This is a genomic window from Shewanella sp. 10B (assembly GCF_023475885.1).
GTDB classification, from domain to species: domain Bacteria; phylum Pseudomonadota; class Gammaproteobacteria; order Enterobacterales; family Shewanellaceae; genus Shewanella; species Shewanella mangrovisoli.
The window spans coordinates 558,009-580,695 of the sequence record NZ_JAMDJO010000002.1 but is presented as its reverse complement, the minus strand read 5'-3'; the positions used below and the strand labels follow the sequence as shown (position 1 = coordinate 580,695).

Sequence of the window (22,687 nt, the reverse complement as noted above, 5' to 3'; positions counted from 1 at the left end):
TGCTATCAATGAGATTAGTCATAAAGGCTTATGTTTTTAATTATCAAAAACATAGCTCACAGAAATGCCCTATAGTTTATATCTCACTCTCCTTATCTATGCTAAATATTCTTGATGCAAAAATTAACAATTTACTCGAAAGGGATTTGTTACTATGCCAAACCGTTCAAATCTTATCCAAGCGTCGATGCGTAACTTTGCCTCTCTCTTCGAATTACTTTTAAAAAAGTGGTTGTTCTTACTGCTGTTACCCGTCGTATTCGCTTTTGTTTTTAGCTATTTTATCGCGGCTTATCTGGCACATAACAAGGCGACTGAGATTGGCGAGTTCAACCTAGAGCGTTTAGAGGCCATCTTAAAGCTGTCGGATCAGATAGGTGAATATGCCATGAACCTAACCGAAGAGGATTGTGGCAAGTTAACTGAATACATGCGTTTTCGGCCTTATTTTCGGGGCGTGTTACTCTTCAATGACAAGTCATTTTACTGTTCCTCGACAACCGGGAACCTCAATTTACCCCTGAATACTCTATTGCCCGTCGATAGACTCAAAGATGGTTCGCAACATATAGTGCCGGAAACGCCAGCGCGACCGGGCGTGCCAGCCATTATCACCACCTTTAAGAATGAACAAACGCAATACGGCGCGGTTGTGATATTCGAAGGTCAATATCTGATTGATAGCTTTATTCAACCCGATGTATTTCCCCGCGCGGTAAAAACCGTTGTCTTAGGTTTGCATGGTGCGACCTTGCCCGCGGCGCCACAGTTTAGCGGTAATGAAGTGATTACTGTGTTTGCAGGGGATAAATTTGAGGTCCACCAAGATTTCGTCATCCTGCTGGAGATCTCTAAGGCGCTGTTTTGGCACTTTTATTGGATTGCCTTTGGCCTGTTATTGCCACTGATTTTCACCTTGTTCGTTTTATCTAGCCTACTGTTGTGGAAGCGTAATGGGCGTCACTCGCTAGCCGATGACATAAAAAGTGGTATCGAGAACCAAGAGTTTTTCTTGGTATACCAACCTGTTGTAAGCAGTGAAGACGGTAAGGCCAAAGGTGTCGAGGCATTGGTGCGCTGGCAGCATCCGCAAATGGGCTTAGTTCGTCCCGATTTGTTTATTCCCATCGCCGAAGAAAGCCAATTAATAGTTCCTTTGACCAATTATATTTTTGAGCGCGCCTTGGCGGATTTTAGCCAATTGCAGTTAACCACAGATTTTAGGATTGGCTTTAACGTGGCGCCCGAGCATTTTATCCAAAGCGATATCGAGGCTAAGTTTCGTTACCTTAGGGATGCGTTTGCTGAAATCGGCGTGCAGCCGCTGATCGAAATCACCGAGCGGCAACTATTAACGGTGGATATGTGTGAGCGAATCGCGGCGCTGCGTGAGCTGGGCATTCTGGTGGCGATTGATGATTTCGGCACTGGGCAGACAACCTTGTCGCTGCTGCAAACCTTTACGCTGGATTACCTGAAAATCGATAAATGCTTTATCGATACCATAGGCCAAGATTCGGTGACCTCCCATGTGCTGGATACCATCATCGAACTCTGCCATAAGATGAATTATGTGGCTGTGGCAGAAGGGGTGGAGACCCAAGAGCAGGCGGACTATTTAATCAGTCGTGATGTGCATTTTTTGCAGGGCTATTTATACGCTAAGCCGATGAAATTAAATGAACTGGAACTGTGGCTTAAGGAGCATAACTAGTTAATAACCGTCAGGGCAGACATGCCACTGACGGGTCAGTTTTGCTAGGCGAGTATTAGAGGCTATAGCCTGTTTCTTCATGTTCGGAAAGATCGAGGCCATTCACTTCCTGCTCTGTGCTGACACGAAGTCCGCCGAGGATTTTACCAATGACCACAAACAACAACCAAGACACCACAGCGGTGTAACTCAAGGTGGCAATAACCCCAATGGCCTGCGCCCCGAGTTGGTCGAGCATAGTGGGGTTAACACTGGCAAAACCATAACCGCTGAAGATCCCAAGCTGAGTCGAACTAAACACTCCTGCCAGCAAAGTACCGAGAATACCGCCGACACCGTGTACTGGGAACACATCGAGCGAGTCGTCAATCTTGAGTTTTTGTTTAATGTAGACAGTTGAAAAGAAGCAAACCACACCGCCAAGAAAACCGATCACTAACGCGCCAGCAGGGCCAACATAGCCTGATGCCGGCGTGATAGTGCCAAGGCCTGCCACCATACCGGTGACGATACCGAGTGCACTGGCCTTACCAAATTTATACCACTCGATACCCGCCCAAGTAATGGCGCCCATCGACGCGGCTAAATGGGTCGCGAGTATCGCCATTGCCGCAGTGCCATTGGCGCCTAAGGCGCTGCCGCCATTAAAGCCAAACCAGCCCACCCACAGCATGCCCGCGCCTGTCACTGTCATGGTCAAGTTATGGGGCATAATGGCCGAGTTTAAGAATCCCTTACGCGGCCCTAACACTTTTGCTGCCACCAGTGCCGCCACCCCAGCGGTAATGTGTACTACTGTACCGCCAGCAAAGTCATACAATCCAAGCTCGGCCAACCAGCCGCCGCCCCACACCCAGTGAGTGATGGGTGCATAGACTAACAGTAACCAAGCGCTTGAAAACATCAGTACGGCGGAGAACTTCATCCGCTCGGCAAAGCCACCGATGATCAGCGCTGGCGTGATAATGGCGAAGGTCATTTGGAATAGCATAAATAGAGGTTCAGGAATATCCCCGCTGACACTGTCGCGACCAATGCTGGCTAGAAAAGCTTTGCCCAGCCCACCGATAAAACCGTTGCCGGTATCGAAGGCGATGGAGTAACCCACCACAAACCACAGTACAGAGGCGATAGCAGCTATAGAAAAACACTGCATTAAAATCGAGAGTACGTTTTTACTGCGCACCAGACCGCCGTAAAACAGTGCCAGTCCTGGAAGTGTCATCAATAAGACGAGAGCTGATGAGCTTAAAATCCATGCTGTATTGGCGCCGCTGAGCTGCGCCTCATCGGCCAAAGCCGAGCCCGCAAAGCCGCTGGCGAGCAGAGCCAATAATGCCTGATAACCCAATGTTGAATAACGGGTGTTTGGCAGAGCGAACTTAGCGTTAAGTGCGGCTGTCTGTTGGCTCATATCGCATCACTCCCTTCTTCCGAGGTGCGTACACGGATCACTTGTTCGAGTGGGGTGACGAATATCTTGCCGTCGCCAACTTTACCCGTGTGGGCGGCGGCAACAATGGCTTCGATGACCGCATCTTCCTGCTCGGAATGGATGGCGATTTCGAGCTTCATTTTGGGGAGAAAGTCGACCGCATATTCGGCACCGCGATACAGCTCTGTATGTCCCTTCTGGCGACCAAAGCCACGCACTTCGGTCACTGTCATACCGTGGATGCCAAGTTGCGTCAGCGCTTCACGTACATCATCAATTTTGAAGGGTTTAATAATAGCGGTGATGAGTTTCAACTTTATTCTCCAACGAACTTCAGGCGTAAGTGGGATGAACAAAGCAGGAATCAGGCCATAACAATAATGTTTTTATTATCATTATCTTAACAATGTGACGCACTCAAATAGACCGAGTTTTTGCTGCAAAAGAGTGCAAAAACAGATGATTACGCCCTGATTTGGTGCGCTTTGATGGTGCATTTAGCATCAAAATGCCAATTCGAGTGCATTTAAAGATGCTGGAATATCACCGAGTTTGATTTAGCACGATTGATTAGGGTTAAATCCATTTAAAATCAATTGAGTATATTGATTAAGCTTGTGGTGTTATTGCCGACAACTGTTTAATGGCTTGGCACATTTGGGCATTGGTGGCTGCACTTAAACCGTGCGCGCTGGCGCGGTCACAAATATAACCATTAATTTGTTCAATCTCGGTTGGCCTATGGTGTGCTACATCTTGGTGCATCGACGAGAAATTCGCGGCCGTGAGTTCAATCACCCGGTACACGCGCTCTTCAAGCATTTGTCTATCCAGTGCTATGCCATCGTGGGCGGCCACCTCGACCAGCTCATCTAAGATACTGGTTATGGTCTGGGTAAATTGCGCCTGAGCCAATGTGCCATTGGGACATTGATGCAGGGCCGTCAGGGGATTAATTGCAGCGTTTACCGCGAGCTTTTGCCAAAGACTAGGGATAATTGCCTCAACCCATTCACTGTTGGGGATAGCGTTGAGCAGCCCGTCACGCAGTGCTTGCGGTAATGCGGGGCCGATAAAGTGGCCAAACTGGGTTAAGCCTTGGCCAGTTTGTTTGATTTGCCAGCGGGACTGGCGCATCACGCCTTGGGAGGTAGTACCAAGGCTTAAGCCACGACCCTGTAATTTGGGCGCCAGTGCCAAGTGTGGACCCATGCCATTATGCAGTAACAGGATATGACACTGGGGCGAGAGTTTGTCGAGTAAAGGGCTAATGGCATCAATGACTTGATAAGCCTTAACGCACACAATTAGCAGCCTGATCTGCAGTAAGCTTGTGCCGTCTAGACTAAATGTAGGCACTCGGTATGACACTGAGTCGGTATCAGCATCCGTTGATGGCAGAGGGCAAAACACGAGGTCTTGCCAATCCGTCGCCTCAGAGGTGGATGCAGAGGTCTCACGCGCTATCAAGCCTACGGCTAACCCCGCCGAATGCAGTTGATGACAAATCAATTGTCCCACGGCGCCAGCACCTAAAATCGCGATATCGGTGACTTGAGACTCTACAGTCGATGACGCACCTTGGCCGAACATTATTCTTCCTTGAGTTGGGCGGCGCTAAAGTATTTTCGATAGGCCCAAAGACAGAAGTAAAACAAAGCGATACCCGCAAAGTCCGCTAACACGTCGCCCACAGAGGCGCTGCGGTAGGGTAAACGCGATTGCACTAGCTCAATCAAAATCGCGTATGCGGCAAGCACCAGCGAGAGCCAATACCACTTGGGGCGAAAGGCGAGAAAGGTCAGATAAGAGAGGCAGAAGAAGCTCCCAAGATGTCCTACCTTATCGATATTGGGGATACTTTGCGAATAGGTTGGTCTGGAAAACACCAGATAACTGATCACGACAAAGGCTACGGCTAAAGCCAATTTGAATAGGGTGTTTTTAGTTATCACAAATACAATTTGATTATCTTAGTGTGACGCCATAATAGGAAAATGTGCCGCCAAAGTCATCCATAACCCGAGTTTTATCTTGCTTGGGTAAAGTTAACCTTCAACTTGGGGGAGGGAGTCGGTAAACTATGGGCATTTACAATCACCTAAGGGGCGGCAACTATGCCTTCATTTGATATTGTGTCTGAAGTGGATGAGGTTGAATTACGTAACGCGGTCGAAAACTCCCGCCGTGAACTCAGCAGCCGATTCGATTTTCGTGGTAAAGAGGCCAGCATCGAATATAAAGATCATGTGGTGACTCTCACCGCGGAAGATGATTTCCAATGCAAACAGTTGGTCGATATTCTGCGTACCCAATTGAGCAAACGTAATGTTGAGCCTTCGACTATGGATGTCGACGAAAAGTCGGTTCACAGCGGCAAGACCTTCTCCCTGAAAGTGCGCTTTAAGCAGGGTATCGAGACGGATATTGCCAAGAAAATCGTTAAGATGGTCAAAGATAGCAAGATTAAAGTGCAATCTCAGATCCAAGGCGACACAGTGCGTGTGACGGGTAAAGCCCGCGATGATTTACAAGCTGTGATGGCGTTAGTGCGTCAAGCGGATCTGGGTCAGCCTTTCCAGTTCAATAACTTCCGCGATTAATCGAAAAGCCTATCCAGCATTTGATTCACTTTGAGTCGATGTGTTGATAGACACTTAAAAGCCCCTTGCTATCAAAGGCGAGGGGCTTTTTTATTACTTAGGATTCGGCGTCGCCCTTGCTGTTATGGGGTACGTATTTATTCACTAAATGAATAAGCAGCAACACGGGAAAACCAATTACACTGGCGGCGACAAAGAAGTTCACATAGCCATAGGCATCAACATAGGCGCCCGAGAAGCCAGCAATAAATTTTGGGAAGAGCAACATAATTGAGGAGAGCAGTGCATATTGGGTCGCGCTATAGCCGCTGCTGGTGAGGCTCGAGAGATAGGCGATAAAGGCGGCGGTGGCAATACCGGCGCTAAAGTTATCGACCGAGATCGCAAAGGTTAAAAATTGGACGTTGTAACCAATCATCGCCTGCCAAGCAAATAGCAAATTGGTGACAGCGACCAAGAGGGCGCCAAGGAATAAAATCTTCATGGTGCCGAAGCGGGCTAATAGGATACCGCCGAAGGCTGCGCCAACTAAGGTCATGATAAGACCGTAGATCTTACTCAGATAAGCAATTTCTTCTTTGCTAAATCCCATGTCCACGTAGAACACGTTGGCCATAATCCCCATTACGATATCCGAAATGCGATAGCAGGAAATCAGCAATAGAATCAAAATGGCGCTGCGACCATAGCGTTTAAAAAAGTCGATAAAGGGCAGTATGCTGGCGGTATAAATCCATGAGAGGCTCGCCGCAAGCGGCTTGGGGTAACGCTCGCTCAAGCGTTGTTTTACCGCTAATTCGGTTTCATCGGCGGCGCGAGTATCAACCTGTGGCTCGCGGCTAAAAAGCGTTGTTAACACCCCGACAAACATCAGTCCTGCCATCACCAAATAGGATGTTTGCCAAGCGAGTAGGTTATATTCGGTATTGCCGGGCTCAACCCAAGCGGCGATGCTCAAGGCTCCAGCCGTCGCCACAATCATAGCGCTGCGATAGCCCACCTGATAGGCGGCGGCAAGCGCGGCCTGCATTTTTTCGGGGGCAGATTCGATACGAAAGGCGTCAATCACAATATCTTGGGTGGCGGATGCAAAGGCGACCATGAGGGCAAATACGGCCAAGCGTTCGAGATCTTGCAGTGGGTCGCTAAAGGACATACCCAAAATGGCGCCGACTAGCAACAGCTGAGCGAACAGCATCCAACTGCGTCGCCTGCCTAAAAAGCGCGTCAGTATGGGCAGAGATAATCTGTCCACTAAGGGTGACCAGGCCCATTTGAAGGCATAGGCCAGGGCTATCCAACTGAAATACCCGATAGAAGTGCGGTCGACTCCCGCTTCCCGTAGCCAAAAAGACAAGGTTGAAAAGACCAGCATTAATGGCAGGCCGGCAGAAAAGCCGAGTAACAACAGAATCAACACGCGCTTATGGTAGTAAACGCTGAAGAATTCTAAGATGCGTCGATTTAAACCGATTACGAACATAAGCATGGGCCGAGGAGTCGAATCCGCCTAGCTTACGGGGAAGATGCGGTGGGATTCAAGGATTAATGCGTATCCTTTTGATGCTCGCTGGGTTTCTGTCCGAAAGGACTGAAAATAAAAAAGACCCAGCAAGCTGAGTCTTTAGCGAGTGTATTGCTCAAGGTCGAACACCAATGCACCCCGAGGGCATTTGGCCTCCCAAACTAAGGAAGTCACAGCACGCATGCAACTGCTGACACAGATACTGATTGCCGCGGATCATCCAGTCTGGCCACTTGTTAAAACTATGGAGCAAATGCCAAAACACGGTTTCTGTTTCTGTTTGCGCTTCACTACTTGGAATGAGTAATTGCCATTCCTCGAGTGTGTCCCAAAGATAGAGCTGGACTTCATGGAAATCGAGCTCGTCACTCAAAAATGCTTTGCCATACATAGCAAGCTGGGGCGCTTTATTATCGATAAATTCTTCAATCGTCACCCTTGCCTCCTTTCTGTTGCCTTTTGAGTATAGACAGAGGATTAGGGCTTTTGCTCAAATTATTTTCGATTATTTTTTCGGCAGTAATTTAGCTGTTTTCAATATGATAGGTGTCACGGGCACATCGGGCCAATTGAGTTTCGCATTGGTGGTGGTCTCGACCACGGCCATGGCTTCCAGCACTTGTTTACCCTCAATCACTTCGCCAAATACCGCATAACCCCAACGACGTTTGGATGGATCCAGCTTAGTGTTATCCGCCACATTGAAGTAAAACTGGCGAGTAGCAGAGTGGGGATCGTTGTCGCGCGCCATCGCAATCGTGCCCATACTGTTGGATAGGCCGTTGCCAGACTCGTTAACGATAGGCTTACCCGCGGGTAACTCTTCTAATTGTGGGTTTAGCCCGCCGCCTTGAACGACAAAGTCACTGATAATACGGTGGAAAATCGTGTTGTTGTACTCGCCTTTGACCACATAGGTCAGGAAGTTATCGACGGTAATCGGTGCGCGGGTTCTATCGAGTTCGACCACAATCTTACCTAGGCTGGTATCAAACTCGACTTGGGGATACAAGGTATCGGGTTGAATGTCGATTGCCGCCCAGCTGCTATAGCTGGCACACAGAACTAAGAGTGCAGATATCCAACGAAACATTATGATTTCCTTATTAATTATCGATTAGCACTATTATTGTTGCAGGAACTGGTTTAACTCAGGGTCATTCAAAATTTCCCCTGTGAGTTGGCCGAGTAACTTGTTCATATCCAGCTCTAGAGTGGCAAAGTCTGGCGTTAATGGGCCTTTTAAAGTGCCCTTGGCTTTATAGCGTTTGACCAATTCTTGACTTGAATTACGGGCTTGCACGGCAATCAGCACGCTGTGTTTGGCCTCATAACCGAAGGTCTTTTTGGTGACATCCATTTGCAGCTCTTCTAACTGAACTTGCACTGAGTTGGTCGCGCTTGGGTCAATCTGGTAGCCCGCTTGGGTAAAACCGTTACGGAAAACTTCATCGAGCAATAATTTAGGTGGCTCACTCGGGCCGACGAGGCGAGTCTTAGTGCCTTCTTCGATAAAACGCGCCACGTACTCAACGTTACGGGTATCAATGGTATCCAATGAGATCTGTACGGGTCTGGTGGTCTGTTGGCTAATATCGGGAACCTGAGGGCTAAATGCCATATGAGTTGGATTTTGGCTCGCGCAGCCCACGAAGAGCAGGGGGAAAGTCAGCGTCAATAATAACTTTTTCATGGGGGATCTCATGCAAGTAAAAAGTGGCTACAGCATACCAGAAATCCCCCCCGTTACCACAATGCACTCGGGTTCAGTACCGATACAGGTGCAAAGGTTATGATGTGCCTACATCTGGATACTGAATTTAAACAATATGAAATACTTAACAATTAATACTTGGCTGTTGTCGTTTGCACTGTTGGCGGGGTCTGTCGTGGGCAAGGCGCATGCCGGCGATTCTCCCCATGTGTTGGGTGGCAGCTTAGGCTACGGCACTCAAGAGTTTGAAACTAAGAGCGGCAAATATGACGCGGGAGATACCTTCACCAGCGACTTATATTATCGCTATATGCTTAACGACAACTTTGGCGTTGAAGCTGGGTATTTAACGGGCTCTGGTGGTGTGGCAAGTGCGCTCGTTAGTACATTCAGCGAGATAAAAAATTTACGCTTCCAAGGTGTTAGAGCTACCGCCTACGGCGAATATGCGCTCTCCCGTGGTAATAGTCTGTACGCCAAACTCGGCGCGGCTTACACCCAAGTGAGTTATGAAATGGATAAGCAAGAGATGGATTCGGACGATGTAGGCTTTTACGGCGCGGTCGGTTGGCAATATCGGTTTCAGTCGGGCTTTGGGCTAAACCTTGAATACCAATATGTGCCAATGAAAGAACTCGAACTACAAGGGGTAAACTTTGGCATGAGTTATCGTTTCTAACGACTTAGGTTTGCGGAATTAGGTTTACGGAATCAGGTTTACTGAGTTATTCACTACCATTTAGCGGGTGAGTCTGTGTCGATTAAGCGCCTTCGGGCGCTTTTTTATGATCCGCAGTGGGATTAAACCGAATTCCAGTCGGCAACAAAATCACAACAATTTGAGCTTGCACTCTTTTAATGCAATGGGCGACAGGTTAGAGTAAAAATTCAACATTAAATAAGAGAGCATAAATGCTCCTTCGATTGCACAAGCAAAGGCGAGTTTATGTCTAGGATTATTACCCAAATCGCCCCCGACAGTTTAATCAATGCCAAAGGTCAGCCACATTTCGGCCATTTCGACGGCATAGTGGGTAGCTTAGGTTTAGCGGATTTTGCCTATTTCGATACCATGGATAAGCCCGCATCGGCTTGGGCAAAACGGTTTGATTTTAAGCAGTTCCAGTTTATTTCGATTATCACGCCGCGCTATATCCTTGGCATCGCACTGGCGGATATCGCCTATCTGGGCAGTGGTTTCTGTTATTTATATGACATTAAAAACAATAGGTTAACTCAGCAGGACTGGTTAAAACCCTTTGGGTTTGGTTATCGGATGACGCCTTCTCCCGCGAACGGCACAGCCGCTATCGGCGGCAAAGGTGCTAGCGTGACCTTTGAGATCCAAGAGGGGAATTGGCATCTAGTGATTGATACTAAAAGCATTCAAGCCGATTTAACCCTGCATGCCTTACCCTTAAGTTTACCTATGGCCATGTGTAGCCCCTCGGGATACAACGGCTGGACCTATACCCAAAAGCACAATGGTTTATCGGTCAAAGGACAACTCACCATAGACCATGAACCGCAACCATTAAATTTTGCCCTCGCAGGCTATGATTTTTCCGCGGGCTTTATGCGCCGTGATACCAGCTGGCGCTGGGCATCTATCAATGCCCAAATAGATGAAGGGGTGATCGGATTAAATCTTGCGGCGGGCGTTAATGAAACCGGTGCCAATGAAAACGTGTTTTGGATCAACGGCGAGCGGCATTTACTCGGGCCGGTGCAATTTGAATTTGACCGTCATGGCCAGCAGGGCACAGATCTCTGGCGTATACATAGTCACGATGGCTGCGTCGATTTAGAGTTTACGGCGCGAAATTGCCGCAGTGAGAAACGCAATTTTATCTTGCTGAAGAGTAACTTCCGTCAATATCTGGGGCTTTTTAGCGGTTTTATCATTGACCATCAGGGACGTAAATTCCAACTCAACAATGTGTTGGGATTGACCGAGGACCATTACGCCCGCTGGTAGGCGATTTACGCTTTAATAGAATAATAACAATAGGATAAAGGTATATGGATATCGCCGCGTTAATCAATCATCCCGAGGTGTTGCTGCTGGTATTGGCTCCACTGTTTTTTGTCTGCATTTTGCTGGAGTGGTATTTCGGCGACAGAAGACAAAAACTGCCAGTGAGTGCCCGTTACCACACCAAGGAAGTGCTGTGTAATTTTAGTCTCGCCGCCATGCACCAAGGCGCGGATATCCTCACGGGTTTGCTGATCGCTAAGTTGTATCTGGCGGTATTTGGTTGGAAATTATTCGATATTCAAATGGGGCCACTCAGCTTTGTACTGCTGATGATTGCCCAAGATTTTTGCTATTACTGGTTCCATCGTGCGAGCCATAGAGTGCGTTGGATGTGGGCGGCTCATGTGGTGCACCATAGCTCGGAGAATATGAATTTTAGCACTGCGTTTCGCCAGAGTTTGATGTATCCCTTTGCTGGTATGTGGGTGTTTTGGTTGCCGCTGGTGATCTTAGGCTTCGACCCTAATTGGGTGGTTTTTGTGGTACTGCTGAACTTAGGGTTACAGTTTTTTGTGCATACCCAAGCGGTGAAAAAACTAGGCCCATTAGAATGGCTGTTTAATACGCCATCACATCACAGAGTGCACCATGGGCGTAATCCACAATATATTGATAAAAATTATGCTGGTATTTTAATCATCTGGGACAAACTATTTGGTACCTTTGTACCCGAAGAGGAAACAGTGATTTACGGGATCACTAAACCCGTCAACAGTTTTAATCCACTCAAAGTGACCTTTAGCGAATGGCACGATATGTTCAGCGAGGTGACGACGCGGTGGCTGACATTCTCGGAGCGCTGTAAAATCCTCTTCGCGCCCCCTGCCAGTCAGCAAAAGGATAAGTGATTTAGCTCAATACGCGAGCTGTAGCCCTTAACGAGTGATTCGCTCTTCATTAAATAGTGCAAATGGCTAATAGGAGTCAGACCTTAGCCTTGCTAGCCTACTTTTCTTTTTTTGCAAATTTACAGATGAAAAAATGTACAGCACCATGCTTTGGTGGTAATTTTTTGTACAAGGGATTCATCTGAGTAGGTTGCAGTATGGTCGATGAGCCGCATTTAACCTTAGAGGAATTGGCTTATTTTAGAGAGCTATTTTCTCCTAATCGCATAACCCATAACGCCGAGGATGCTCATCCTGAGCCCTTGGTTAACCATGTATTAACGGTCAAAACCGATGTGCCGCAAGCGCTGGCTTCGCTATTGGGTAAGGCCAAGTTGACCCTACTGGCCGAAGTCGGCCCCTATAAACTCTGGTTTCCCTTAGAGATGCGCCTCGATGATTTTGGCCAATTGCAGCCGACCTTAGGGGTGCCTGAAGTGTTTGATGCGACTGGCGCGGAGCGAAGTTGGCGTTTGACTCAGCCAGAAGATGTGTGGATCTTCGACCAAGATCGGGGTGAACAATGGTCTGTGGTATCTTTATCGAGTTCTGGCATGGCGATCCGTGCTAAATCACCACAACAGTTTGAGCGCTTAGTCGATAGTCAAGAACTGCAATTACAGTTGCCCGATGGTGAAACCATGCGGGTTAAAATCGAGCCTATTCGCCATGAAGAGGGACTGGCGATTGTCAGGTTTCAGGCCGAAGCCGAAGAGCGAGAAGCCCTGCGTCAGTTCCTCTTTAATCGTCACCGCAGTCAATATCCAAAGCTCTATGCCAGCTTGCGCGGATAAGTGAGCTGAGTGGCACAATTCTGTTAGCTAAACTTCACTCAATTGTAAAAATCCCTTTCTCTATCAGTATCTTTGCCAAACAAGTGGCTTTTCCGAGATCCTAACCTGCCAATCTGCGGTGCTATGGATTAGAATAGCCTTGAATTCAAAAACATCAGAGCGAGCGGTATGCACGTACATATTTTAGGAATTTGTGGAACCTTCATGGGTGGTCTAGCACTCTTGGCTAGGGCAAAAGGGCACAGAGTGACAGGCTCGGATGCCAACGTCTATCCACCGATGAGTACGCAGCTTGAAGAGCAAGGTATTGAACTCATTCAAGGTTTTGATCCAAGCCAGTTAGGTGAAGCGGGCAGTTATCCCGATCTCGTGGTGATTGGTAATGCCATGAGCCGAGGTAATCCTTGCGTCGAAGCGGTATTAAACCTTGGGATCCCTTACACCTCTGGACCACAGTTTTTAGCCGATCATATTCTGCCTGAGCGTTGGGTGTTAGCCGTATCTGGTACCCATGGAAAAACGTCCACCTCAAGCATGCTGGCGTGGATCTTAGAGGATTGTGGTTATCAACCTGGTTTCTTGATTGGTGGTGTGCCACAAAACTTTGGCGTGTCGGCCCGTTTAGGGGAATCGGCGTTTTTTGTGGTCGAAGCCGATGAGTACGACAGCGCCTTCTTCGATAAGCGTTCTAAATTTGTGCATTATCATCCCCGTACGCTGGTGATCAATAACCTCGAATTTGACCATGCCGATATTTTTGCCGATTTAGCGGCGATCCAAAAACAGTTCCATCATCTGATCCGTACTGTGCCAGGGCAAGGCAAAGTGATTTGGCCTGCCTATTCCCACGCGGTAAAACAAACCATTGAGATGGGCTGCTGGAGCGAGCAAGAGACTTTCCACACCGCTGAAGTCACTAAGGGCTGGCATGCAAAAGCCTTAAGTGATGATTGCCACGAGTTTGAAGTCTTCTTCGACGGTGAATCCCAAGGTGTGCTCGAATGGGCGCTGATTGGTCAGCACAATATTGAAAACGCGCTAATGGCCATCGCGGCCGCGCGCCATGTTGGGGTTAAACCGAGTGCCGCTATCGCGGCATTAACTCGCTTTGTGCCGCCGAAACGTCGTCTGGAGCTGTTGGGTACTGTCCACGGCGTGAGCGTATACGATGATTTTGCCCACCATCCAACAGCGATTGCGACCACCATCAAAGGCATGCGTGCCAAGGTCGGTCAAAGCAAAATCACTATCGTATTAGAGCCGCGCTCGAACACCATGAAGAGTGGTGTGCACAAAGACACTCTGGCTCATTCTATGCTGCAAGCGGACGAAGCCTTTTTATATCAAGCCGATACTATCGATTGGAATATGAAAGAGGCGATGGAAGCGGCGGTGATCCCTGTGACTGTCCTGCATCAGATTGATGATGTTGTGGCTAAAGTCTCTGCCTCGGCAAAAGCGGGTGACACTATCGTGGTGATGAGTAACGGCGGCTTTGGCGGCTTACATAAGAAACTGTTGGCAGCGCTCGAAGTTAGCCCTCAGTTTGTTCAGCAGGCGGACTAATATGGCCTACGCCAAATCAGAGAAAGCCATTAGCTTAGCCTGGACGGGAGCCTCGGGCGCGCCCTATGGCTTGAAATTATTAGAATGTTTGCTGGTCTCTGGCTATCAAGTATTTCTAATGATCTCGAGCGCCGCACGTGTGGTGCTGGCCACTGAACATGGCCTGCAGCTCAGTGCTAATAGCGATAAAGCTAAGGCACAATTGCTCGATGTGCTAGCAAAGAAGCAGATAACCTTATCTGGCGAGTTAGTGGTATTAGGCAAGGATGAGTGGTTTTCGCCGCCAGCTTCGGGCAGTGCCGCACCTAAACAAATGGTGATTTGCCCTTGTTCGACCGGGACTCTCGCGGCTGTTGCCACCGGCATGAGCAATAATTTGCTCGAACGGGCGGCGGACGTGGTATTAAAAGAGCGCGGTCAGCTGATCCTAGTTCCGCGTGAAACTCCGTTTAATGCCATACACTTAGAACATATGCTAACCCTATCGCGCTTAGGCGTTACTATTATGCCTGCGGCGCCGGGCTTTTATCATAATCCCAAATCCGTAGAAGATCTGGTAGACTTCATGGTCGCTCGAATCCTCGATCATTTGGGCGTTGACCATGCATTAACGAGTCGCTGGGGCTATGACAAACACTCCCCCAATGACATCGACAATTGAGACTGATATGAAACACACCACCGAAGTGATGATCTCCGCCGAAGAGATCAGCCAAAAATTGGATCAAATGGCCGAGCAAATCAATGCCCACTATGCCAACAGCGAGCGTTTGCTGATGGTGGGATTGTTAAAAGGTTCAGTCGTATTTATGGCTGATCTGTGCCGCCGTATTAAAGGCCATGTTGAAATCGATTTTATGTCGGTTTCGAGCTATGGCAATGCCATGACCAGCTCACGGGATGTGAAAGTGCTGAAGGATGTGCAATCGGATATCGCAGGCCGCGACGTGCTGATTGTGGAAGACTTAATTGACTCAGGTAACACCTTAAACAAAGTGCGCGAAATGCTGTTATTGCGTGAGCCAAAGAGCTTAGCCCTGTGCACTCTTTTGGATAAACCCGAGCGCCGTGAAGTAGATGTTAAAGTCGACTTTATCGGTTTTACCATTCCAGACGAGTTTATTGTGGGTTACGGCATCGATTATGCTGAGCAATACCGCAATTTGCCTTATATCGCCAAAGTGGTACCGCTCGAATAAGCCCGATGTGTTATGACTCAAACTCCCGCCTAGGCGGGAGTTTTGTTTTTGTGCTGTAAGTTGGCGACGCAAATGTTGTTTGGGGTCACTTAACCGCGTTTGGTGATCTATTAGTTATATTTAATGAATTAATCTTTATCGATTCAATCAACTAGAGTCATACTTCGTTTTTATACAGCTTGGCGTATTGCATTTGATGTTTTCGACACCATCTTATTGTTTTGTTCATTCTTTCAGGATCAGGTAGCACTATGGCCAATCATGCCCATGCTCTCGTAATCGAGGGGCTTAAAAAAACCTACAAAGGCGGCGTTGAGGCGGTAAAGGGGATTAGCCTTACCGTTGAACAGGGAGACTTTTTTGCTCTACTCGGCCCGAACGGCGCGGGTAAGTCGACTACCATTGGTATTATCAGCTCCTTGGTGCAGAAAACCTCAGGCTCTGTGCAGGTGTTTGATTTTGATATCGATAAGCAGCTTGAGGAAGCCAAGCTGTGCATCGGTTTAGTACCACAGGAGTTTAACTTCAACCAGTTTGAAACGGTGTTGCAAATCGTCTTGAATCAGGCAGGTTATTATGGTGTGCCTAAGGCTGTGGCTCTTGAGCGAGCCCAAAAATACTTAAGCCAGCTGGATTTGTGGGATAAGCGTAACAGCCAATCTCGCACACTCTCAGGGGGAATGAAGCGGCGATTAATGATTGCCCGCGCCCTGATGCACGAACCTAAGTTATTGATCTTAGACGAACCAACGGCAGGGGTCGATATTGAGCTGCGCCGCTCAATGTGGGAATTCCTCAAGCAAATCAACCAGCAGGGCGTGACTATCATTCTAACCACCCACTACCTTGAAGAAGCAGAAATGCTGTGTCGCAATATTGGCATTATCGATAAGGGCGTGCTGGTGGAGTGCACTAGCATGAAGGCCCTGCTGAGCAAGCTGAACTTAGAAACTTTTATCCTTGACCTGCGACGCGATATTGATGTCGCCCCTACTCTCGAGGGCATGGTGTGCCGTTTAACCGATCCGCATACCTTAGAGGTGGATGTGGCGAAGGACCACAACCTCAATGATGTATTTACGCAGTTAACCGCCGCTAAGGTGGAGGTTCTGTCGATGCGTAATAAATCCAATCGCTTAGAAGAACTCTTCGTCGAATTAGTAAAGAAAACCCAAGGAGCTAAGGCATGAAACAGCTGTATTTTATCGCCTTCAAAAGCATATTAACTAAGGAAATTAATCGTTTTACCCGGATCTGGATCCAGACCTTAGTCCCACCTGCAATCACTATGACCTTGTATTTTTTGATTTTTGGTAACTTGGTCGGTAGCCGTATTGGCGATATGGGGGGCGTATCTTATATGGAGTTTATCGCGCCAGGTCTAATCATGATGTCGGTGATTACTAACTCCTATTCGAATGTGGCGAGCTCTTTCTATAGCGCCAAATTTCAGCGCAATCTCGAGGAGTTAATGGTCGCGCCCGTACCTCACTACGTGATGATCGCAGGCTACGTGGGTGGCGGTGTCGCGCGGGGCTTGTGCGTTGGGTTAATCGTGACGTTAGTCGCCATGTTCTTTGTCGACATCAGCTTGCACCATGCAGGCCTTGTGGTGATGACGGTATTTTTAACCTCAGTGCTGTTCTCCTTAGGGGGATTAATTAACGCGGTATTTGCCAAGAGTTTCGATGATATCAGCATCATCCCGACGTTTGTGCTCACGCCATTAACTTATCTTGGTGGCGTATTTTATTCTCTGTCGTTGCTGCCATCCTTTTGGCAAGGTGTGTCGGCACTGAACCCTGTGGTCTATATGATCAACGTCTTCCGTTACGGTTTCTTAGGTTTTGCCGATATCAGCATTCCACTTTCTATTAGCATTATGGTGGGCTTTTGTGTAGTGCTTTGGGGCGTTGCGTATTACCTGATATCCAGAGGCATAGGGCTGCGCTCGTAATTCGGTTTTCGTTGATATCATCGAGATCCCACACATCACAATAAAAAAGGGAGTCATATAGACTCCCTTTTGATTATTGATGAACTGCTTATTTCATACGACGACGCATTGCCGCCAGAGGTAATAACAATGCACTTAACCAACCCAGTGCACCGCCGGATGGGTTATCTAAAACTGTCACTTTTACAGTTCCAATGTCACTCTCAAGCTTTCCATCCGTTGCAATTACAGAGAAGGTTAACTCTTGAGGTCCATTTGGTGTAGTAAAGGTAATTTGGTTTCCACCATTTGTGAACGATACTGGCGTACCACTTGTTTGCACCCAGTTATAGGTTAATACGTCATTATCGGCATCTACGCCATTTGCCTTGATTGAAGTTGCTGTATTCTCAGTAATAACTATGTTTGTCGGGGCAACAGTTGGTTTAGTGTTATTAATCAACACTGTCACTTTGGCTGGTGCAGAGGCATTTCCCATCGTATCTAGAGCAATAACTTCAACTTCCATGGTTTTACTTTGTTGATTAATCACAGCATCGTCACTTAGACGAACAGTTCCATCTTTCTCAACGAGTACCATACTGCTGTTAGAGTTAGTTGTTACAAACTCAGAGAACGGACTGGTCAGCATATCTGGATCTGTGGCTTCAATCTGTCCTAATACAGTGCCGCCGGCAGTGCCTTTATTCACTGATAGGGTGACGTTTGCTACGGTTGGGGCTGAGTTGCCTTCATCAGTAGTATTGGCCACAACAGACATGGAGCCTGAGTCCGACAGTAACATAAAGCCTTTAGCGTTATCACCAACTTGCGCTTCTAAAATCGCACTTTCACCTGGTTTGAGCTCCGTGACTTCTTTGCCATCAGCATCAACTAGCATTGCCGATGTACCTGATCCATCCAGAACAAGCGATGCAACAACACTATCTTCATCACCAGAAGGTGTCGGAGCCCAATCACTGTCTTCGACACGGTAGCGAACTTTAATGGTTTTACCTAAGTCAGCTTCAGTTAAACCAATGTCTTCAAAACACACTTTGCTGGTTAGGAAATCATTACCTGTAACGTGGAAAACAGGTTCTAAAGTCCCTGATGAGGTGCCGTATTTAGCCACTAAACCATAGATGGATCTTGGATAGGCATCATTAAACCAGTTTAGGTTTGCGGTTGCTGCTGTATAGTCCCAAACACCGTCATTGTTTAGGTCATAGTCTACGTCATAACTGGCCACTAACGCATGAACGATAGGATCGCGCATTTGTAAGGTGTTATAGATGGCAATGCCAGTATCACATGAGCTACTAAGCAACAGTTCACTTGATGCATTTAACAAGTCATGGCGTTTAGATTCGTCGACAGGGCTTGTTGCGATCAATGGAGCTGTAAATGGATCGGTGATTGAGGTTGCACCAACGTTGGTTAGTGTACGAACTAAGCCGTCTTCAGTGACTTCAGTTTCGACTGAAATTGCCGCCGCTGCTTTAGGTAACACGTGGTATACCAAGTGGAGTGCTTTTGATTCACCATCCATGAACTCAATAGCACCATCATATTCTGATAGCGTCAGGGCTGCTGATGCATCTGCAGCTGTTCCGTCAAGCTCATATGATGAGGTTAGAGTCCATTCTGGTAACTTAGTCGGATCAATTGTCGCAGTAACATTAAAATCAACGGTTTGTCCGGCTGGGATTGTGATACTAGCTGGTAACGCAAAGCTTAAGGCACCAGAGTCGATATCGTTTTGAAAACGTTGTTCGACTTTTAACGTATACGTTTTTTCAGCCGTAGAGAAGTTTTTAACTGTAACGGTTTTTGTGATTGATGTAATTTTGTTAAGTGCCAATAAACCAAATGCTAATGCTGCTTGCTTGGTATCTTTGTTCCAAGCAGCCACAGGAAGATTAACGGCTTTTTCTACGTCAACTAAACCTGAACCGATATAGCTGATAGGTGCAAGCTCTGTATCTGGGTTGATTTCTTTAGGTTCCAGCGTTACGTCAAGGTTTGCCGCGTTCATTATCGTTGCTTTAACCTCAAACGCATTGCGATGCGGTAATGCTTCACGAATAATACTGACGGCACCTGCAGTAATTGGGCTAGAGAATGATGTTCCACTGATCGGCGTTAATCCTTCACCTAATCCTGGGTGTGCCGTGAGGATATCAGTACCAGGTGCTGTGATCTCAGGTTTTAAGGTTCCGCCGATTGATGGCCCTCTCGACGTAAAGGTTGCAATGGCACCTGCGGTAGTGACTTCTGTTGATGTAATACTAAATGGAACATCGCCAGATGCGAGTGCAGCTTTAATTGCATCACCATCCTCTTTAGAAACCATCACTGATGGGATGGTGATATTGTCATCAGTTCCGCCCATAACAATTGCACCAGCATTGGCTGCGTTGTTGGCAACAATAACAAATGACGCTCCTTTTAACTGAGCATTCAGTACTTTAACAACGAATCCACAGGTTCCGCGGTCAATTAGAACTGTTTTGCCTGTTAAATCTTCAGTGTAAGCCGCACAGCCATTTTTATTGGCGGCAGGATAAACAATTGGTGCAACGGTATTTGTAAAGCTATAGGCATTAGATTTGTTAAATCCGGCACCAATTGCTGTGACTGTATTACCCGCAATGGATGCTTCCACTTTACCAACTTTGGTTGTTGGGTGAGTCATTGCACCAACAGAAAGTGCACTGTTTGTTGTACTTGGGCCGCCAACAACGAAAGGTGTTGGACCATCGTTACCAGCTGAGATCACAAGGTTTACACCTAGTTTGACCATTTCATTGATCATGGCTTGAACGGCGCCATCCTCAACATCACCAAAATCACCGCCTAACGACATGTTAACAGTGTCGACGCGATCGCTGATGTCTCCATCACCGTTTGGATCCATAGAGGCTTCAAGCGCGTTTAATTGAGCGATACCAGAACAGCCAGAGTTACATACTGAATATACTAGCAGCTCAACATCTGGAGCTGTTCCAACAACTGAATGGCTTACATGCGTACCATGATTGGTTGTAACATCAATTGGGTTTGGATCATTATTTACAAAGTCCCAACCTCCAATCACTTTGCCTTGTGGCCAGTTTGGCATTTCGCTTTTGGCAGCAACTGCAGCTTGATAGTCAGCCACTAGGCCTGAACCACCAAGTGCTTTATGAGTGTAGTCAACACCTGTATCGAGTACGGCAACTCGTTGACCTTTACCTGAGGCGATACCTGCATCAATCACTGCTTTGGCTTTGATGTATTCAGCGCTTGCGGCAACATCTAATTTGTAGTCATAGATTGGCAGAATAGCAGCTACTTCAGCGTTGTTAAGTAGGGATGCAATTTGCTTATGATTACCTTCCACAACAATCGAGTTTACTAATTTTGATGTTGTTGCAACGATTTTTAAATCAGCATCCATGCTGTTAATCGCATTTTTGACTTTGGTTTGAGAGCTTTCAATTTGGCTCATGACCGACTGTCGATTAAATCCCTTTGATTGGCTTTGTTCTGCAAGAGAAGGTGACTTTAGTTTTACCATCCAAGCTACAGCTTGTTTTTGCTCGTTGCTATCATTTTTGGTAACGCTTAAACCTGCATATTTATCAGTTGTTTGGTTGGTTGTATTGTACTGAGCTGGTGTACCTGCAACGGCTGCCCCTGATAATAGTGCTGCCGAGATAGCGATAGATAATTTTGTCTTCACAACTTCATTCCTTGTCAATTAATGCTTTTGGTACTTGCGATTGCACCATGTAGCTAAATTGTTATTGTTATGCTGCGCATTTTGATGGCTAGCAATGAGGTTGTAACACAAAAATATCGTTCGGTTAACACTTTTGTCAGAAAAAAGACTTAAGTCATCTTTTTGCGATATAGCATTCTGTTTGAAGGCTTTTTTGTGAGAGTAGTAACTAAGGCTTTACCGCTCTTGTGATAGGGTTTTGCAGGCTGATAAGGGTTTCAGTTGATTGAATTTCGTCGATGGATTGGATGCGGTTAATTAGCACGTGTTGAAGGCCATCAATGGATTGGCACATGACTTTGACAAAAATACTGTAGTTGCCTGTGGTGTAGTAGGCTTCTACCACTTCTTCTAAGGCGTTTAGCTTGGCGATGGCGGCGGGGTAGTCGCCGGCACTTTTGAGATTAATTCCGATAAAACAGCAGACATCGTACCCGAGAGCCTTGGGATTGATGGTGATCTGGGCACCCGTGATAATCCCTGCTTGTTTCATTTTCTCGACACGCACATGGATAGTCCCCGCACTCACGCCGAAACGTTTGGCAAGCTCGGCAAACGGGGTGCGTGCGTCTTGCATTAAGGCTTCGAGGATATGGTTATCAAGCTGATCGCGCTGAAATGCGGTTTCCATAAATAAACTCTCTATAACATAATGAATTGTCATAAAGTTACGTTCTTTTATGGTGAATGGCTACTGCTTTTAGGTGTTTTTATTGTTTTTAGTGATCATTGCTCACCTTCAGGCTCACAAAAGGGGGCATCGGCACTGAACGTCATGCTCTCACCCGTGTACGGGTGTTTAATGGTGAGCTCTGCGGCGTGGAGTAATAATCGCGGTGCTAAGGATTTTGCTAAAGGATCGGCATAAAAACCGTCGCCGAGGATCGGATGCCCCAGCGCCATCATATGTACCCTGAGTTGGTGTGAGCGCCCTGTAATCGGCTTTAGCTTTACCAGCGTCGAGCGTTTGGCGCGGCTTAACACTTCAAAGTGGGTTAAAGAGGGTTTACCTATTTCGTGGTCAACTTTCTGTTTTGGGCGATTGGGCCAGTCGCAGATCAGCGGATAATCCACGCTACCCGTCGCATTTTTAACGTGTCCCGCGACTCTGGCAAGATAAGTTTTGCTGGTTTCTCTATCGTGGAATTGACGTTTTAGCTCGCGCTCGGCGCTACGAATGAGCGCAACCACCATGACACCCGAGGTTGCCATATCGAGGCGATGGACGATTTGGCAATGGGGATGCTCGGCTTTGACTCGGGCATACACACTGTCGTAATGGGCAGGATCGCGACCGGGCACGGACAATAATCCAGATGGCTTGTTGACCACGATAATATCTTTATCTTGGTAAAGCACATCGAGCCAGGGAGTTGTCGGTGGTTGGTAAATAAAATCAGTCATAATCGCGCCTATTAAACAATGCGCGGCAAAGATACTCTGCTCGGCTCTAGGGCGCAAGTTTGTTGTCTCTCCTCTTTATCTCGCCTCGCTTTAATCCAGCGAAAAA

At 47.3% G+C, this 22,687-nt stretch carries 22 protein-coding genes; 11 read left to right on the top strand and 11 right to left on the bottom strand.

Features of this window, described 5'->3' with window-relative positions; genetic code table 11:
• The first annotated feature begins 154 nt into the window (after positions 1-154).
• Entirely contained in the window at positions 155-1,714 is a 1,560-nt protein-coding gene (locus tag M0415_RS09990) for an EAL domain-containing protein (protein ID WP_220054719.1), read from the top strand.
• Positions 1,715-1,769: 55 nt separating this feature from the next.
• On the opposite strand, the gene M0415_RS09985 is transcribed toward M0415_RS09990, so the two are convergent.
• The 4 genes from M0415_RS09985 to M0415_RS09970 form a co-directional block, all read right to left on the bottom strand.
• A complete protein-coding gene (locus M0415_RS09985; RefSeq protein WP_249553954.1) occupies positions 1,770-3,128 on the bottom strand; it encodes an ammonium transporter in 1,359 nt (452 codons plus the stop codon).
• Complete coding sequence (locus tag M0415_RS09980) at positions 3,125-3,463, bottom strand: P-II family nitrogen regulator (RefSeq protein WP_023268492.1); 339 nt, start codon at positions 3,461-3,463, stop codon at positions 3,125-3,127. Before M0415_RS09980 ends, M0415_RS09985 begins: the two co-directional genes overlap by 4 nt.
• 295 nt (positions 3,464-3,758) lie before the next feature.
• Positions 3,759-4,742 carry a ketopantoate reductase family protein gene (locus M0415_RS09975; RefSeq protein ID WP_249553956.1) on the bottom strand — a complete coding sequence of 328 codons (984 nt, stop codon included), beginning with the start codon at positions 4,740-4,742 and terminating at the stop codon, positions 3,759-3,761.
• A complete protein-coding gene (locus M0415_RS09970; RefSeq protein ID WP_011623900.1) occupies positions 4,742-5,104 on the bottom strand; it encodes a VanZ family protein in 363 nt (120 codons plus the stop codon). Before M0415_RS09970 ends, M0415_RS09975 begins: the two co-directional genes overlap by 1 nt.
• 162 nt (positions 5,105-5,266) lie before the next feature.
• Between M0415_RS09970 and M0415_RS09965 the strand changes: the two genes are divergently transcribed.
• Positions 5,267-5,752 carry a YajQ family cyclic di-GMP-binding protein gene (locus tag M0415_RS09965; RefSeq protein WP_011715934.1) on the top strand — a complete coding sequence of 162 codons (486 nt, stop codon included), beginning with the start codon at positions 5,267-5,269 and terminating at the stop codon, positions 5,750-5,752.
• A gap of 97 nt (positions 5,753-5,849) precedes the next feature.
• Here the strand turns inward: M0415_RS09965 and M0415_RS09960 are convergent, their stop codons facing one another.
• The 4 genes from M0415_RS09960 to M0415_RS09945 all read right to left on the bottom strand — a co-directional run bounded on the left by M0415_RS09960 (position 5,850) and on the right by M0415_RS09945 (position 8,970).
• Positions 5,850-7,241, bottom strand: a complete 1,392-nt coding sequence (locus M0415_RS09960) for an AmpG family muropeptide MFS transporter (RefSeq protein ID WP_249553958.1) — start codon at positions 7,239-7,241, stop codon at positions 5,850-5,852.
• 151 nt (positions 7,242-7,392) lie between these two features.
• Positions 7,393-7,713 (bottom strand): hypothetical protein, encoded by a 321-nt coding sequence (locus M0415_RS09955; protein ID WP_011715936.1) that lies wholly within the window; start codon positions 7,711-7,713, stop codon positions 7,393-7,395.
• A gap of 69 nt (positions 7,714-7,782) precedes the next feature.
• On the bottom strand, positions 7,783-8,370 hold the full coding sequence (locus tag M0415_RS09950; protein WP_011625277.1) for a peptidylprolyl isomerase: 588 nt from the start codon (positions 8,368-8,370) through the stop codon (positions 7,783-7,785).
• Positions 8,371-8,403: 33 nt separating this feature from the next.
• A complete protein-coding gene (locus tag M0415_RS09945; RefSeq protein ID WP_041412552.1) occupies positions 8,404-8,970 on the bottom strand; it encodes a YajG family lipoprotein in 567 nt (188 codons plus the stop codon).
• A gap of 136 nt (positions 8,971-9,106) precedes the next feature.
• Here M0415_RS09945 and M0415_RS09940 point away from each other — a divergent pair, with 136 nt between their 5' ends.
• From M0415_RS09940 to M0415_RS09900, 9 genes are all read left to right on the top strand, one after another.
• Positions 9,107-9,670: a porin family protein gene (locus tag M0415_RS09940; protein ID WP_249553960.1), complete on the top strand. Its 564-nt coding sequence runs from the start codon at positions 9,107-9,109 to the stop codon at positions 9,668-9,670.
• A gap of 267 nt (positions 9,671-9,937) precedes the next feature.
• The gene (locus tag M0415_RS09935; RefSeq protein ID WP_249553962.1) at positions 9,938-10,969 is read left to right on the top strand and encodes a DUF2804 domain-containing protein; all 1,032 of its coding nucleotides are present in this window, start codon (positions 9,938-9,940) and stop codon (positions 10,967-10,969) included.
• Positions 10,970-11,013: 44 nt separating this feature from the next.
• Positions 11,014-11,877 (top strand): sterol desaturase family protein, encoded by an 864-nt coding sequence (locus tag M0415_RS09930; protein ID WP_249553964.1) that lies wholly within the window; start codon positions 11,014-11,016, stop codon positions 11,875-11,877.
• Positions 11,878-12,074: 197 nt separating this feature from the next.
• Positions 12,075-12,710: a hypothetical protein gene (locus tag M0415_RS09925; RefSeq protein WP_249553966.1), complete on the top strand. Its 636-nt coding sequence runs from the start codon at positions 12,075-12,077 to the stop codon at positions 12,708-12,710.
• Positions 12,711-12,878: 168 nt separating this feature from the next.
• Positions 12,879-14,276 (top strand): UDP-N-acetylmuramate:L-alanyl-gamma-D-glutamyl-meso-diaminopimelate ligase, encoded by a 1,398-nt coding sequence (mpl, locus tag M0415_RS09920; RefSeq protein ID WP_249553968.1) that lies wholly within the window; start codon positions 12,879-12,881, stop codon positions 14,274-14,276.
• Between the two features lies 1 nt (position 14,277).
• The gene (locus M0415_RS09915; protein WP_249553971.1) at positions 14,278-14,937 is read left to right on the top strand and encodes a flavin prenyltransferase UbiX; all 660 of its coding nucleotides are present in this window, start codon (positions 14,278-14,280) and stop codon (positions 14,935-14,937) included.
• A 7-nt stretch (positions 14,938-14,944) separates the two neighbouring features.
• The gene (gene hpt / locus M0415_RS09910; RefSeq protein WP_011623888.1) at positions 14,945-15,475 is read left to right on the top strand and encodes a hypoxanthine phosphoribosyltransferase; all 531 of its coding nucleotides are present in this window, start codon (positions 14,945-14,947) and stop codon (positions 15,473-15,475) included.
• Between the two features lie 251 nt (positions 15,476-15,726).
• Positions 15,727-16,665, top strand: a complete 939-nt coding sequence (locus M0415_RS09905) for an ABC transporter ATP-binding protein (RefSeq protein ID WP_249553973.1) — start codon at positions 15,727-15,729, stop codon at positions 16,663-16,665.
• Entirely contained in the window at positions 16,662-17,432 is a 771-nt protein-coding gene (locus M0415_RS09900) for an ABC transporter permease (protein ID WP_133178503.1), read from the top strand. Before M0415_RS09905 ends, M0415_RS09900 begins: the two co-directional genes overlap by 4 nt.
• A gap of 88 nt (positions 17,433-17,520) precedes the next feature.
• On the opposite strand, the gene M0415_RS09895 is transcribed toward M0415_RS09900, so the two are convergent.
• The 3 genes from M0415_RS09895 to rluA all read right to left on the bottom strand — a co-directional run bounded on the left by M0415_RS09895 (position 17,521) and on the right by rluA (position 22,581).
• Positions 17,521-21,138: a S8 family serine peptidase gene (locus tag M0415_RS09895; protein ID WP_249553975.1), complete on the bottom strand. Its 3,618-nt coding sequence runs from the start codon at positions 21,136-21,138 to the stop codon at positions 17,521-17,523.
• A gap of 208 nt (positions 21,139-21,346) precedes the next feature.
• Positions 21,347-21,808 carry a transcriptional regulator AsnC gene (asnC, locus tag M0415_RS09890; RefSeq protein ID WP_011073571.1) on the bottom strand — a complete coding sequence of 154 codons (462 nt, stop codon included), beginning with the start codon at positions 21,806-21,808 and terminating at the stop codon, positions 21,347-21,349.
• Between the two features lie 95 nt (positions 21,809-21,903).
• The gene (gene rluA / locus M0415_RS09885; RefSeq protein ID WP_249553977.1) at positions 21,904-22,581 is read right to left on the bottom strand and encodes a bifunctional tRNA pseudouridine(32) synthase/23S rRNA pseudouridine(746) synthase RluA; all 678 of its coding nucleotides are present in this window, start codon (positions 22,579-22,581) and stop codon (positions 21,904-21,906) included.
• Between the last annotated feature and the right edge of the window lie 106 nt (positions 22,582-22,687).

Bases quoted from the DNA above. Each gene is read 5' to 3' on its own strand.
- hpt (WP_011623888.1), top strand. From the start codon at position 14,945: ATGAAACACACCACCGAAGTGATGATCTCCGCCGAAGAGATCAGCCAA.
- M0415_RS09900 (WP_133178503.1), top strand. From the start codon at position 16,662: ATGAAACAGCTGTATTTTATCGCCTTCAAAAGCATATTAACTAAGGAA.
- M0415_RS09960 (WP_249553958.1), bottom strand. From the start codon at position 7,241: ATGCTTATGTTCGTAATCGGTTTAAATCGACGCATCTTAGAATTCTTC.
- M0415_RS09930 (WP_249553964.1), top strand. From the start codon at position 11,014: ATGGATATCGCCGCGTTAATCAATCATCCCGAGGTGTTGCTGCTGGTA.
- M0415_RS09975 (WP_249553956.1), bottom strand. From the start codon at position 4,742: ATGTTCGGCCAAGGTGCGTCATCGACTGTAGAGTCTCAAGTCACCGAT.
- asnC (WP_011073571.1), bottom strand. From the start codon at position 21,808: ATGGAAACCGCATTTCAGCGCGATCAGCTTGATAACCATATCCTCGAA.
- M0415_RS09990 (WP_220054719.1), top strand. From the start codon at position 155: ATGCCAAACCGTTCAAATCTTATCCAAGCGTCGATGCGTAACTTTGCC.
- M0415_RS09940 (WP_249553960.1), top strand. From the start codon at position 9,107: ATGAAATACTTAACAATTAATACTTGGCTGTTGTCGTTTGCACTGTTG.
- M0415_RS09945 (WP_041412552.1), bottom strand. From the start codon at position 8,970: ATGAAAAAGTTATTATTGACGCTGACTTTCCCCCTGCTCTTCGTGGGC.
- M0415_RS09950 (WP_011625277.1), bottom strand. From the start codon at position 8,370: ATGTTTCGTTGGATATCTGCACTCTTAGTTCTGTGTGCCAGCTATAGC.
- M0415_RS09985 (WP_249553954.1), bottom strand. From the start codon at position 3,128: ATGAGCCAACAGACAGCCGCACTTAACGCTAAGTTCGCTCTGCCAAAC.
- M0415_RS09905 (WP_249553973.1), top strand. From the start codon at position 15,727: ATGGCCAATCATGCCCATGCTCTCGTAATCGAGGGGCTTAAAAAAACC.
- mpl (WP_249553968.1), top strand. From the start codon at position 12,879: ATGCACGTACATATTTTAGGAATTTGTGGAACCTTCATGGGTGGTCTA.
- M0415_RS09925 (WP_249553966.1), top strand. From the start codon at position 12,075: ATGGTCGATGAGCCGCATTTAACCTTAGAGGAATTGGCTTATTTTAGA.
- M0415_RS09935 (WP_249553962.1), top strand. From the start codon at position 9,938: ATGTCTAGGATTATTACCCAAATCGCCCCCGACAGTTTAATCAATGCC.
- M0415_RS09965 (WP_011715934.1), top strand. From the start codon at position 5,267: ATGCCTTCATTTGATATTGTGTCTGAAGTGGATGAGGTTGAATTACGT.
- M0415_RS09915 (WP_249553971.1), top strand. From the start codon at position 14,278: ATGGCCTACGCCAAATCAGAGAAAGCCATTAGCTTAGCCTGGACGGGA.
- rluA (WP_249553977.1), bottom strand. From the start codon at position 22,581: ATGACTGATTTTATTTACCAACCACCGACAACTCCCTGGCTCGATGTG.